Annotated in this window: 11 protein-coding genes; 5 read left to right on the top strand and 6 right to left on the bottom strand. The window is 65.1% G+C overall.

Annotation, left to right across the window (positions count from 1 at the left end; genetic code table 11):
• The coding region (locus VMS96_15650) for a hypothetical protein (GenBank protein HVP44860.1) at positions 1-885 on the bottom strand (885 nt) is incomplete at its 3' end.
• Between VMS96_15650 and VMS96_15645 the strand changes: the two genes are divergently transcribed.
• Both VMS96_15645 and VMS96_15640 read left to right on the top strand, forming a co-directional pair.
• A complete protein-coding gene (locus VMS96_15645) occupies positions 885-1,811 on the top strand; it encodes a BadF/BadG/BcrA/BcrD ATPase family protein (protein HVP44859.1) in 927 nt (308 codons plus the stop codon). The genes VMS96_15650 and VMS96_15645 overlap by 1 nt on opposite strands.
• A 1-nt stretch (position 1,812) precedes the next feature.
• Entirely contained in the window at positions 1,813-2,610 is a 798-nt protein-coding gene (locus VMS96_15640; protein ID HVP44858.1) for a hypothetical protein, read from the top strand.
• A 45-nt stretch (positions 2,611-2,655) separates the two neighbouring features.
• On the opposite strand, the gene uvrC is transcribed toward VMS96_15640, so the two are convergent.
• Positions 2,656-4,515 carry an excinuclease ABC subunit UvrC gene (gene uvrC / locus VMS96_15635; protein HVP44857.1) on the bottom strand — a complete coding sequence of 620 codons (1,860 nt, stop codon included), beginning with the start codon at positions 4,513-4,515 and terminating at the stop codon, positions 2,656-2,658.
• Positions 4,516-4,815: 300 nt separating this feature from the next.
• On the opposite strand from uvrC, the gene VMS96_15630 reads away from it, so the two are divergent.
• Together VMS96_15630 and VMS96_15625 are read left to right on the top strand one after the other, a co-directional pair.
• Positions 4,816-5,559 carry an OmpA family protein gene (locus VMS96_15630; protein ID HVP44856.1) on the top strand — a complete coding sequence of 248 codons (744 nt, stop codon included), beginning with the start codon at positions 4,816-4,818 and terminating at the stop codon, positions 5,557-5,559.
• Positions 5,560-5,741: 182 nt separating this feature from the next.
• Entirely contained in the window at positions 5,742-6,818 is a 1,077-nt protein-coding gene (locus VMS96_15625; GenBank protein HVP44855.1) for a tetratricopeptide repeat protein, read from the top strand.
• Here VMS96_15625 and VMS96_15620 read toward each other — a convergent pair.
• Positions 6,787-7,422, bottom strand: a complete 636-nt coding sequence (locus VMS96_15620) for a hypothetical protein (GenBank protein HVP44854.1) — start codon at positions 7,420-7,422, stop codon at positions 6,787-6,789. The two genes, VMS96_15625 and VMS96_15620, sit on opposite strands and share 32 nt — an antisense overlap.
• Before the next feature lie 54 nt (positions 7,423-7,476).
• Between VMS96_15620 and VMS96_15615 the strand changes: the two genes are divergently transcribed.
• Positions 7,477-7,989: a DinB family protein gene (locus VMS96_15615; protein ID HVP44853.1), complete on the top strand. Its 513-nt coding sequence runs from the start codon at positions 7,477-7,479 to the stop codon at positions 7,987-7,989.
• Positions 7,990-8,389: 400 nt separating this feature from the next.
• On the opposite strand, the gene VMS96_15610 is transcribed toward VMS96_15615, so the two are convergent.
• The 3 genes from VMS96_15610 to VMS96_15600 form a co-directional block, all read right to left on the bottom strand.
• On the bottom strand, positions 8,390-9,775 hold the full coding sequence (locus tag VMS96_15610; protein HVP44852.1) for a pitrilysin family protein: 1,386 nt from the start codon (positions 9,773-9,775) through the stop codon (positions 8,390-8,392).
• 8 nt (positions 9,776-9,783) lie between these two features.
• Positions 9,784-11,244 (bottom strand): pitrilysin family protein, encoded by a 1,461-nt coding sequence (locus tag VMS96_15605; protein HVP44851.1) that lies wholly within the window; start codon positions 11,242-11,244, stop codon positions 9,784-9,786.
• 332 nt (positions 11,245-11,576) lie between these two features.
• The gene (locus tag VMS96_15600) at positions 11,577-12,191 is read right to left on the bottom strand and encodes a group I intron-associated PD-(D/E)XK endonuclease (GenBank protein HVP44850.1); all 615 of its coding nucleotides are present in this window, start codon (positions 12,189-12,191) and stop codon (positions 11,577-11,579) included.
• Positions 12,192-12,319: the final 128 nt, after the last annotated feature.

Genomic DNA, 12,319 nt, shown 5'->3' with positions numbered 1-12,319 from the left:
CGCCTTTGACTGCCGCTCGTTCTTCGCCGCGAGCAGCCGCTGCACCATGAGCTGGTCGGTGCCGTGGCTGGCGGTGGTCAGGAACGTCCCGCCCACGATCCCCGACCAGAACGTGTACGTCCGGAAGAAGTCGGGACTGAAGTCGAAGATGCGCAGCTTTCCGGCCGCCGCCAGGCTCCGCTGCACCTCCGCCCACGGCGCCGGCAGCAGGTGCACGATGGTGTAGAACCCGACCAGCGTCCCCGCGATATAGATCGCCAGTTGCGCCACGTCGGTCCAGATCACCGCCACCAGCCCGCCCTCGAAGGTGTAGAGCATGGTCAGCGCGGTGATGATGGCGATCGACGCCACGTCGCCGGCGCCGATGGCGATCCCCACCACGATGGAGACCGCGAACACCCGCACTCCCTCCGCCGCCGCCCGCGTCACCAGGAACAGACCTGCGGTAAGCGACCGCAGCCGCTCCCCGAATCGCCGCCCGATCAGCTGGTAGGCGGTGAACATCTCCCCGCGGAAGTATTGCGGCAGGAAGATCAGGCTGATGATCACCCGCGCCAGCAGGTAGCCGAACACCACCTGCAGGAATCCCAGGTCCGAGGTGAAGGCCAGGCCGGGGATGCTGATGATGGTCAGCGTGGAGGTCTCGGCCGCCACGATACTCAGCGCGATCGCCCACCAGGGCACGTTGCGGTCGGCCAGGAAATAATCCCGCAGGCTGCGCTGCGACCTCCGGTAGCGCAGCCCGAACAGCGTGATCCCCGCCAGGTACGCCCCGACGATCAGCAGGTCTATGGTGTCCAGTCGGTGGATCCCGTCCTCCCACGCGAAACGCGAAACGTGAAACGTGAAACGGATTCTCCCACACCTGTGATAGAAAACACCCAATGGCCTACTTCCTCGGCATTGACGGAGGGGGTACCAAGACCGAGTGCGTGGTAGCCGACGAGTATCGGGCGCTCGGGCGCGGACTCTCCGGCACCGCCAAGCGCTCCCGGGTCAGCGAGGACGACGCCCGCCAGAACCTGCGTGCCGCCATCGAGCAGGCTTGCTCCGGCGCCGGCATCGCTCCCTCGCAACTCGCTCGCACCTGTTACGGCTTATCGGGCGCGGCCGATCCCAGGAATGCCGAAGACGCCCGCCGCCTCCTCGCCTCCCTCGTCGGCGGGGAAGTGGAGATCGCCACCGACGTCGCCATCGCTCTCGAAGCCGCGTTTCCCCGGGATTCCGGCGCCATCGTCATCGCCGGCACCGGCTCCATCGCCTACGGCCGCAATGAGCGCGGCCAGACGGTCCGTGCCGGCGGCTGGGGACCGGTGGTTTCCGACGAGGGTTCCGGGGAATGGATCGGGCGCGCGGCCGTCGCCCTGGCTCTGCGGGCCCACGACGCCGGCGAGAGCACCAGCTTCCTGCCCGCCATCATGAACACCTGGCACCTGGGGACCTACGAGGACGTCATTCGTTTCGTCGGCTCCCAGCCCCCGCCCGATTTCGCCGCCCTCTTCCCTCATGTCGCCGAGCACGCCGCCAAGGGCGACGATCTGGCCCGCGGCATCCTGCTGCGCGCCGCCGGCGAACTGGCCGAGATCTGCCACATCGTCCTCCGCCGCCTTTGGCCTTCCGAAAAGGCTTCCGTCGAAGTGGCCATGTGCGGCGGCGTCTTTCGCAATTCCGCCCTGGTTCGCGAGGCCTTCACCGACGTGGTTCGCAGCCGCCGGCCCCACGTACGCGTCTCCCTGTGCGAGCGGGAACCGGTTGAAGGCGCGCTTGCCCTGGCCCGCCGTGCCTCCCGCCCTTCCAGCATCTTCGGCTGACATGCGCGAGCATCCCAAGTCCGGTCCCGGAACCGCTCCACGGGTGGCCAGGGTGGCGCCCGCCGAGCTGGCTCGCCTCGAGACCCTCTTGCAAAGCCAGTCCACCGACGTCCTGCGCGAGGCCGCCGCTCACCCCGGCATGAACGAAGATCTGACCTTGGGTCTCTTGGCCCGCCGCGACCTGAACGCAGCCGTGGTCGAAACGCTGGTCAAGAACCCCGGCGTGATGAAGCATCGCAAGGTGATCACCGCCATCGTCGGCCATCCCCGTACCCCGCGGCACGTCTCCTTGCCGATGGTGCGCACGCTGTACGTCTTCGAATTGATGCAGGTGGCGCTGACGCCCGCGGTCGCCCCCGACATTAAGCGCGCCGCCGAAGACCAGATCGTGCTGCGCCTGGAGACCATCTCCGCCGGCGAACGCCTCGCCCTGGCCAAGCAGGGCTCCAACCGTGTGGCTCAAGCTTTGCTTTGCGATCCGGAGGCCCGCATCGTGGAGGCCGCGCTGCTCAACCCGCGCATGACCGAGGCCAGCGTGGTGCAGGCCCTGGGACGCGAGGAAGCCCCCGCCCACTTTATCGAACAGACCTGCCGTCACTCCAAGTGGTCATTGCGCCGCGAGGTCCAGTTGGCCCTGCTCAAGAGCGAGCACACTCCTCTGGCCCGGGTGCTGGCCTTCGTCCAGGCGTTCTCCACCCAGACCCTCCGCGACATCCTCAAGCACTCCCGCCTGCCCGCCAACGTGAAGATGTACCTGATCGAGGAACTGGACATCCGCGAGAAGCGCAGCCAGCAATAGCACCGCCGCCCAGACGTGGACGCGAAACGTGAAACGTGAAACGTACTACTGACTCCTGACTCCCGACTCCTGACTCCTGAAGTGGGCCAGTATCGCCTCCGCCTGCTTGCTGTTCACCACCGCTGACAGCGCCGCTGCGTCCGCCTGCTGGATCGCCCGCAGGCTCCCGAAGTGCTGCAGCAGGCGCTTCGAAGTGCGTGCTCCTATCCCCGGAATCTCCAACAGCTCGCTGCTGCGGTCCCGCATCTCCCGCCGCTTGCGGTGGAACGTCACCGCGAAGCGGTGCGACTCGTCGCGGATCATCTGCACCAGGTGCAGCACCGGCGAGTGATGGTCCAGCGCCACCGGCTCGTTCTCCTGCCCGTGCACGTAGATGATCTCCTCGCGCTTGGCGATCGACGCCAGCGGCTGGTTGATGATTCCTAGCTCCTCCAGCGCCGCCGCCGCCGCGTGCAGCTGCCCGATCCCGCCGTCGATCAGCACCAGGCTCGGCATCTTCTGCTCGTCCGCCTGCACCCGCTTGTAGCGACGGCCCACCACCTCGCGCATCGAGGCGAAGTCGTCCACGCCGTCCACCGTGCGGATGATGAACTTGCGGTAATCGGACTTCTTCATCTTCCCCTCTTCCCACACCACCATCGAGGCCACTGTCTCCGCCCCCTGGATGTGGGAGATGTCGAAGCACTCGATGCGTTTGGGCAGCTCCGGCAGGATGAGCGCGTCCTGCAGCGCCTCCTGGATGGCCTTCAGCGCCGGCTTCATCACCCGGAAGCGCTGCTCGTAGGATTGCTTGGCGTTCTGCCCGGCCAGGTCCACCAGCGAACGCTTCTCTCCGCGCTGCGGGATGACGACCTCGACCTTCGTCCTCCGTTTCTCCGTCAGCACCTCTTCCAGCGTCGCCCGGTCGTCAAACTCCACCGGCAGATAGATGTGCCGGGGCACATACTGCTGGTCCAGGTACACCTGCTTCACCAGCGCCGAGAAGAACTCGCCTGGCTCAAAATCAGACAAAGTAGCCCGCGCACCCCCGCGCGGGCCCATCTCCGGTAAGTCCTCCCAGAAGAACTCCCTGCGGTCCACGATCTTCCCGCCGCGCATGTGGAACGCATTCACCGCCAGCATCTTGTTCTCGTAGTGATATCCGAACACGTCGGCATCGTCGCCCTCCGCCGCCGCGATCCTTTGCCGCGCCCCCAGCTGCTCCACCGTGGAGATCAGGTCGCGATACTTCGCCGCCCGCTCGTACTCCTGGTTCACCGCCGCCTCGTCCATCCGCGCGCGCAGCGAATCCGCCAGCATCTCGTGGTGCCCCTCGAGGAACAGGCGCACGTCGCGCACCGCCTCCCCGTACTCCTCCGGCGTGGTCAGCCCCTCGACGCACGGCCCCAGGCAGCGCTTGATGTAATACTGCAGGCACGGACGCTGGTGGTAGCGCGTCAGGTCCACGGTGCACGACGGCACCAGGAAGTTGCGGTGGATCACGTCCGCCAGCCGCCATGCCAGGTTCCCGGGGAAGTACGGACCGTAGTACACGCTGCCGTCTTTGCGCAGCCTGCGGGTGACGTACACCCGGGGGTAGCGCTCGCCCATCGTCAGCTTGATGTAAGGGTAGGTCTTGTCGTCGCGCAGCAGGATGTTGAAGCGCGGTTTCTTCTGCTTGATCAGGTTGTTCTCGAGCGCCAGCGCTTCCTTGTCGTTGTCCACGACGATGTACTCGACGTCCACCGCCTCCCGCAGCAAGGAGCCGGTCTTGGCGTCTTCGGCCGCTCCCTCCAGAAAGTAGGACCTTACCCGCGCCCGCAGGTTCTTGGCCTTGCCGACGTAGATCACCTCTCCCTCGGCGTTCTTGTACAGGTACACGCCGGGCTGGGTCGGCAGCTCCCGGATTTTTTCCCTCAAATCCATAAACCGGCGTCATCCTGAGCAGCCTCAGCTGCGAAGGATCTCGCGTGCAGCGTCAAACTTCCCCAGGTCCCGCAGCTAGTGACTTCCATGCTATCAGCCACCGCCCGGTAAAAATTCTACTGCCCCTGCCGCATTTGCCCGATGGCGCTCCCCCGCGCCAAAGTTCCCCACTACAAGCAATTGATATTGAGAGGCTTATAGCGCTCCACGGGATCAGAGGTTGGCACCACGCGTGCTCTTGATGCGGTCGAGTGACGGGTGTTTCCTTCCCGTCCCACTGGGTTTCAAGGAGTTTCCCCCATGAACCGCGCTTTTGTAGCCGTTCTCGCCGCCTCCACCATGCTCCTCAGCGTGGGCTGTGCCAGCAAAAAGTACGTGCGCAACGAAGTCACCCCGGTCATCAACAAGACCAACGAACTGGATGAGATGACCCGCAACAACACCAACGCCATCCGGGACGTGGACGCTCGTGCCCAGTTGGGCATCAAGGACGTGAACCAGCGCGCCCAGGCCGCTGACCAGAAGGCCGCCAGCGCCCGCCAGACCGCCGACGAGGCCCAGAACCTGGCCAACCAGGCTTCCGGACGGGCCAACTCTCTTGCCACCCAGGTCGCCAATCTGGACAATTACCACTCCGTCGTCGAGACCTCGGTCCACTTCGGCTTTGACAAGGCTGACCTCACGCCCAAGGCCCGCAAGGCCCTCGACGAGCTTGGCGCCGAGCTCCCCAATGCCCGCCACTACATCATCGTGGTCGAGGGGGGCACCGATTCGGTCGGCGACCCCCAGTACAACTACCAGCTCAGCGAGCGCCGCGCCTCGGCGGTCATCCAGTACCTGGCCTCGAAGTACAGCGTCCCGGCGCACAAGATCTACGTCATCGGATTGGGGAAGGACAAGGAGGTGGCCTCTAACAGCACCTCCGCCGGCCGCGCCCGCAACCGTCGCGTCGATGTCCGCCTCATGACCAACAGCACCGACTCTTCTCCCGCCCAGGCTTCCAACGCCCCGGCGGCCAGTGCCGCCATCAGTCCGCAACGTTAGGGTTTGTCCTCCCTCCCCCGAGGGCCTGCCCCGGCCGTTCCGTCCACCAGCGGAACGGCCGCTTCTTTTTCCAGGGTCATCCCGAATTCCAGTGTCATCCCGAACGCCTTCAGGCGTGAGGGACCTGCTTTTCTCGTGACCAGCGCAACATTTGCATTTCTGTGCGGTCTACAATAGACGGAATGCTCCGCCGCTCAGCAGCTCTGCTCCTGCTGGTTTCCACATTGGCCTGGACCCAGGCCCCCACCCCGGGCTGCGCCAACCTGCCGCGCACCACGCGCCCCGATCCCTACGACACCCCCGAGCAGAATGAGAAGAAGAGCCTCGGGCAGCGCCTCAAAGACCAGTTCTCCGAGGGCTGCGCCAACGTGCTGGTGAACACTTGCTGGGGCGACCAGGGGCAGCCTCCCGCCAATACTCCCGGCGCTCCGGAATCGAAGGACAAGGACAAGAAGCCGCCCGCCGACAAATCGGCGCCGCAGGAGAAGACCCAGCAGTCTTCACCCGGCGAAAGTTCCAGCAAGCCGTCCGACCCGCTGGCTTTTCCGGAGGAGCAATCCCGGCGCGCTCAGGAATCCGCTCAGGGCGGTTACAGTTCGAGCAAGCAGCCCTACAACCCGCCTCCGCCGTCGGCTTCCGCCGGCGATTCCGACGTCATCGAGATGCGGCCCTACGACCCCCACAAGGCGGAGAAGGACGTCGAGGTCGGCGACTTCTACTACAAGCGCGGCAACTACAAGGCGGCCATCAACCGTTATCAGGAGGCCCTCGAGCTCGGTCCGGCTTCGGCCTCCGTCACCTTCAAGCTGGCCGACACCTATGAGAAGGACAAGAGACCCGAGCGAGCCGCCCTCTATTACCGCGAGTACGTGCGCCAGTTTCCCAACGGCGCGCAGATCGCGGATGCCCGCGCCGCGCTGCAGCGCCTGCCCAATACCGAAAACCTGAAGCGGATGGAAGTGGCGCGCGGTCTCGATGCCGGCGAGAGGCTCCTGGCCCAGAAGAATTATCCCGACGCGGTCGCGCGCTTCTGCGATGTGGCCGGCGTCGCCCCCGACAACGCCCGCGCCCTCTTCCGCCTCGCCCAGGCCTTGCAGGCCCTCGGCGAGTTCGCCGCCGCCTACCAGAACTATCAGACTTACTTGAAGCTCGATCCCGACGGCCCCTTCGCCTCCGCCGCCCAGCGCGAAGTGCGCCGCCTCGCCCCCCAGGTGCAGCAGGGCCGGGTCACTTCTCCTTCTTCAGAAACCCGCCCGTAGAGGCGTTCACCGCGATCTTCAGCTTGTAGTCCTGCGGCGTCTCTCCGTAACTGACGTGCCAGATCAGCTCGTTCGACTTCGCGTCCCAGTCCAGCGTGTAGATGATGGGCAGGCCCGGGTTCTTCTTGAGCAGGGCCTCGCCACCCTTCGCCTGCGCCGCCTTGTAGGCCTCGTCGCTGTCGGACTTCAGGAAGCCGGCGTCGAACGGCTGGGTCGAGGCGTTGCTGGGATTGAAGCTGTCCACCGGACCGAAGCTCACCCCGCGCTCCGGCAGGTTCTCTCCCGTCCCCCCCGACCAGGTGTAGGGCTTGACCTCCCGCTTCGCCGCCGACGCGAACCAGCCCAGCCACACCTCGGCCTTGCCGTCGGTCCCCGGCGCCTCCTTGGTCGGCGACGATTGCAGGCGGAACGCCTTCACGTCCGGCGCCCACTGCCGCGCCGCCCGGTACATCTCGTAGAACGCCGTGCGCCCGGTCTGGAACTCCGGCGGCTTGACCGCCGGTTTCTGCGCCGCCGCCGGCTTCGGCCCTTCGGCCGTCTTGGTTGGTTCCGACGAGCATCCCGCCAGCGCCGCCACCAGCAACAGGAGTGCAAGCTTTCTCATATCGTCCGTCCGTATAATGCGTGAGACATTCTATTGGACACCATCGAAACCTGCATGGATATCTGGCTCCAACGCGCCCTCCACGAGATCGATTCCGCCACCACCGGCCTCTCTCCCCAGCAGATGTCCTGGCAGCCGGCGGAAGGGAAGTGGTCCGCCTGCCAGGTCCTGGAGCACCTCTCCATCGCCTTCGAAACCACCGCGGCGGCGCTGCGCAAGGTCATCGCCGCCGGCCAGCCCTCCGCCGGCCGCGCCACCTTTAAGCAGTGGCTGGGCACCCGCGTGGTCACCGGCCTTCAGTATTTCCCCACCGGACGCCCCGCGCCCAAATTCACCCTGCCCAAAGGCGCCCCTCCCGAGCAGGTCGCCCGCAGCATCCGTGAGCACCTGGTGGCCATGGATGGCGTACTGGCCGACATCGAGCGCCAGTTCGGCGCGCAAGTGAAAGTGGCCGACCACCCCGTTCTCGGCCCTTTCACCGTCAGCGAGTGGCGCAAGTTCCATTACGTCCACACCCATCACCACATGAAGCAGATCGCCGCCCTGCGCGCGAAATCCACTTCTTAACCACAGAGGACACGGAGGACGCTGAGGAATCTCTGTAGAGACGCCCGTCAGGCGTCTCACTCTCTTTCGCTTCGTGTCCCTTCGTGCTGACCTTTGTGTCCTTTGTGTTGAGCTTTTCCTTCAGGACACTTAGCGGCCTACGGGCAAAGCGCGCGAGGAAAGCAGATTTCTTACTTTTTTCAATGCTGTCATCCCGAACGGCTTCAGCCGTGAGGGACCTGCTTCTTCTTGTGTGGGACAGCCGCCCCGGCTGCTCTTCGTGAATCCGCATAAAGTAGCCCGCGCGCCCTCGCGCGGGCAGATCTGATTGTGTGGGACAGCCGCCCCCGGCTGTCGCTCGAGGATCCGCATAAAAGGGGCACATCCCTGTGCCCCCTAACTACCAACTACTAGCTACCAGCTACTGCTTCGCCGCCACCGTCTCGTACGGCTTGACCTGGTCGGCGATCTTTTCCTTGTCCCCCACCACCACGATCTTCATCTGCTCGCGCACAAGGTACTTCTTGGCCAGCTCCGAGACCTGTTGCGGGCTCACGGCGTTCACCTTCTGCACGAAGTTCTGCAGGTACGGGTCGCCCAGCCCGTGCAGCTCCACGAAGTTGAGCTGGTTGATGATCCCCTGCCGGTTGGAGTTGCGCAGCACGAACAGCCCGCTCAGGTACTCCTGGATGCCCTTCAGCTCGGCGGCGTCCGGCGGCTCTTTCTGCAGCCGTTCCACCTCGTAGAAGATCTCCTTGAACGAGGGCCCGGTGACCGCGGTGGTGACGTCGGCCTGCTCCGCCCAGTAGGCGTCGCGGTAGCGCGTGGACACCTGGCTGAACGGCGAGTAGGTGTAGCCCTTGTTCTCCCGGATGTTGGAGGTGATGCGCGAGCCGAACGAGCCACCCAGCAGGCTGTCCATCACCAGGAAGGGGACGTAGTCCGGGTTGCTGGGGTCGAGCACCGGCAGGCCGAGCAGGATGGTGCTCTGGGCCGCGCCCGGCTTGTCGGTAAGGTCGAAGGCGCGCCCCGCGGCCGGCGTGGGGACGTTGAGCAGCGGCTCCGGGCCCCGCTGCCACCTGCCGAAGGCGGCGGTCACCGTCCGGCGCATCGCCACCGCATCGAACTTGCCGGCCACGTACACGTGGGTGCGGGCCGCCCCGAAGTTCCGAACGTAAAACGTGCGCACGTCCTGGATGCTGTACTTCCGGACCATCGCCTCCGTGGGATACATCCGGCCGTAGGGATGGTCAGGGTAGAGCAGCTTGAGGAAGTGCTGGCGGGCGATGTTGCCCGGCTGAGTGAGCTCGATGGTCGCGCGCCGGATGGCGTCCTTCTTCAGCCGGTCCAGCTGCGACAAGGGCAGCGACGCGTGCTGGGTGACGTCGGCCAGCAGCGCCACCATCGAGGGTCCGTACTCGGAGAGGGCGTCGCTCTGGATGCGCGTCTGGTCCGGCCCCACCGTGATGTTGATGGCCCCGCCCATGGCCGCAGCCCCGCGCGCGATCTCCTCGCCGGTGTGCGTCGCCGTGCCTTCCTTCATCAGTTGGCCGGTGATGTCGGCCAGCCAGACCTGGTCGGCGCCTTCGTTCAGGTTGCCGCTGCGCACGACGATGTCCACCGTCACCTTGGGCACGTTGCCGTAGGGCACCAGCGTCACCTTCAGCCCGTTGGGCAGGGTGAAATCGGTGTGCGGCGGCACCTTGAAGCCCTTGGGCGGCCCGCCCGCCGGCGCCTTCTGCTTCTCGGCCGGCGCCAGGCCGCTGCCGGCGAGCGTGAGCACCAGCACTGCCAGGACCCATCTCATGAGGGTTTTCATTGTTCGCCTCCGCTCGGCTTCTCTCCGCCCGGCTTCTCTTGCTTCTCCGGCGGCTTGAGCTCGATGGACAGCACCGTGCGATTCGTGGGACGCAGGTACTCGTTGGCCGTCTTCTGGATCAGTTCGGGCGTCACCTTGCGGAACTCCGCTTCCAGGCTGTTGATGCGCGCCGGGTTGTCGTCGAAGAGTGCGAAGCTGGCCAGCAGGTCGGCGCGCCCGAAGCCGAACAGGCTCTCCATGTTGCCGTACAGGTCGGAGCGCAGCTTCACCAGGGCGCGGTTGTAGGTCCCCGGGTCCACCGGCGTGGTGCGCACCATGTCGATGATGCCGTCCACCGCCCGCATGATCTGCTCGCTGGAGACGTTCTGGTCGTGGTAGCAGTCGGCCATCCACAGCATGGGGCCATCGTAGTTGAACATGTTGCCCAGCAGGTTGATGCCGCCCTCGACCTCGGCGGTGTAGCCCCGCCGCTTCACCAGCTCCAGATGCAGCAGGCTGTCGTCACCCTGCAGCAGGATCTGGTCCAGCAGCCCCATAGCGTAATACTCGGGAGAGTTGCGCTTGGGCATGTGGTAGGCGAAGGCCACCGCCGGGCGCTTGGCCTGCGGGTCCACCTTGGCGGCTTTCTTCTCCTTCTCCTGGCGCGGCTCGCTCAGGTCGGGCAGCGGCGGCCGCTTGCTCGCCGCGATGGGCCCGAAATACTTCTTCACGAATTCCTTGGCCTGGGCGGGCTCGAAGTCGCCCACGATGGCCAGGGCCGCGTTGTCGGGCGCGTAGTACTCTTCGAAGAACTTCTTGACGTCGCCCAGGGTGGCGGCCTCGATGTCGTGCAGGTCGCCGTAGAAGTTGTGCGCGTTGTACCAGTTGCTGTTGGCGTACTGCGGCATGTCCAGCCAGGGGAAGCCGCCGTAGGGCCGGTTCAGCACGTTCACCTTCACCTCGTTGCCCACCACGCCCTGCTGGTTCTTCAGGTTGTCTTCGTTCACCGCCAGGCCGTGCATGCGGTCGGCCTCGGCCCATAGCACCGTCTCCAGCTTGTTCGCGGGCACGATCTCGAAGTAGTTGGTGAAATCAAATCTCGTCGAACCATTGAGCACGCCGCCGTTCTGTTGCACCAGCTTGATGAACTCCATCTTCCCCAGGTTCTCCGACCCCTGGAACATCATGTGCTCGAAGAGGTGGGCGAAGCCGGTGCGGTCGCGGGGCTCGATGCGGAAGCCGATGTGGTAGTACACGGCGACGGTGACGGTGGGCGCGGTGTGGTCAGGGGAGAGCACCACGCGCAGGCCGTTGGGGAGCTTGTAGTACTCGACGGGCACGTTGAATGACGAGGGCGCAGGACGGGCGGGCCCCCTCGCGGGCCGGCCGGGCGCCCTTCTGGGTTGCGCTTTCTGCTGGGCGGGCGAGAGCCCGCACAGCAGCACGGGGACCAGGATGGCGAGCAGGGACCTTCTCATAGCACCTCACACTCCTCCGGGAGACTTGGACTCCCGGGAACCCAGGAGGAAAGCAGGAATCGCGTGCAGAAAGCGAAACAGTATAGCAGTGGGAAGGAGTCAGGAGTCGGGAGTCAGGAGTCGGGAGTCGGGAGCCAGTCCAGACCGTAGGCGTGGATCGCTTCATTTGTGATTTGCGATTTGTGATTTGCGATTGAAGAGCGGTCGAAACTGCCCGAAATCCCTAGTCTAGCCCGTACGCGTGCATTTTGTTCAAGAGCGTCTTGTAGGAGATGCCGAGGCGTCGGGCAGCGCTGGCTTTGTTCCACCGCGAGCGCCGGGACCGCCGTGATTCACACCCCCAACGTCTGCTCAAAGAAGCAGCATCCAAATCGCTCCGCATCCATCTGCGGGAAATGAATCTCCTCTGCGCTCTCCGCGGCCCCTGCGGTCGGTTCTTCCTGACGGCTGATGGCTGATGGCTGACGGCTGCCCTCCGCGCAGGCCTGTATCTTGATGCCGTACGCCGGCCCTTCACCCCGCAGCAAGCCCCAGGCTTCGCGAAACTTCTCGAACCGAGCCCGGCTGCCGGGCACATGGGGCGCCACGTAACCCATCTCCAAGCGGATCGCCGACAGCGGGATGACGTACCAGACATCTTCCGGGACCACGTAAGCGACGATGAAATCGACCTCGCCCCGCCGATAGCGGCGCCGCCCGCCGCCGCACGCCTTGAAGCGGTACATCCGCTTCTGAATGCTCCAGGCTGATTTGACTTGCACCCGGCTGATGGGGCCCTTTCTGGGACATACCACGAAATCGAAGAATCGGACGCCGTACGGGCGGCAGATGGTGAAGCCCAGGCCGCTCGCCTTGGCCATGAACATCATCTCCACCCAATCGCCTTTTTCCCTCGGATTTCGCGGTCCCCTATAGGGCCGGGCTTTTGGGACCTTTCTCTTTCTCATGATCGTAACGATTGCCTTTCGAATAGCTTGCGACTTGCGACTCCCGACTTGCGACTTGCGACTGGTTCCTGCCGACGACCGTTATTAGCCTGCCCTGAGCGCAGCGAAGGGACCGTCGACTTTTTATT

The sequence above is a fragment of the Terriglobales bacterium genome (assembly GCA_035543055.1).
Lineage (GTDB): Bacteria > Acidobacteriota > Terriglobia > Terriglobales > Acidobacteriaceae > JAIQFD01.
The sequence above is the reverse complement of the archived record's forward strand: the minus strand, read 5'-3'. Positions and strand labels throughout refer to the sequence as shown.

Coding starts and splice junctions, on each gene's coding strand:
- VMS96_15645 (HVP44859.1), top strand. CDS start 885: ATGGCCTACTTCCTCGGCATTGACGGAGGGGGTACCAAGACCGAGTGC.
- VMS96_15640 (HVP44858.1), top strand. CDS start 1,813: ATGCGCGAGCATCCCAAGTCCGGTCCCGGAACCGCTCCACGGGTGGCC.
- uvrC (HVP44857.1), bottom strand. CDS start 4,515: ATGGATTTGAGGGAAAAAATCCGGGAGCTGCCGACCCAGCCCGGCGTG.
- VMS96_15630 (HVP44856.1), top strand. CDS start 4,816: ATGAACCGCGCTTTTGTAGCCGTTCTCGCCGCCTCCACCATGCTCCTC.
- VMS96_15625 (HVP44855.1), top strand. CDS start 5,742: ATGCTCCGCCGCTCAGCAGCTCTGCTCCTGCTGGTTTCCACATTGGCC.
- VMS96_15620 (HVP44854.1), bottom strand. CDS start 7,422: ATGAGAAAGCTTGCACTCCTGTTGCTGGTGGCGGCGCTGGCGGGATGC.
- VMS96_15615 (HVP44853.1), top strand. CDS start 7,477: ATGGATATCTGGCTCCAACGCGCCCTCCACGAGATCGATTCCGCCACC.
- VMS96_15610 (HVP44852.1), bottom strand. CDS start 9,775: ATGAGATGGGTCCTGGCAGTGCTGGTGCTCACGCTCGCCGGCAGCGGC.
- VMS96_15605 (HVP44851.1), bottom strand. CDS start 11,244: ATGAGAAGGTCCCTGCTCGCCATCCTGGTCCCCGTGCTGCTGTGCGGG.
- VMS96_15600 (HVP44850.1), bottom strand. CDS start 12,191: ATGAGAAAGAGAAAGGTCCCAAAAGCCCGGCCCTATAGGGGACCGCGA.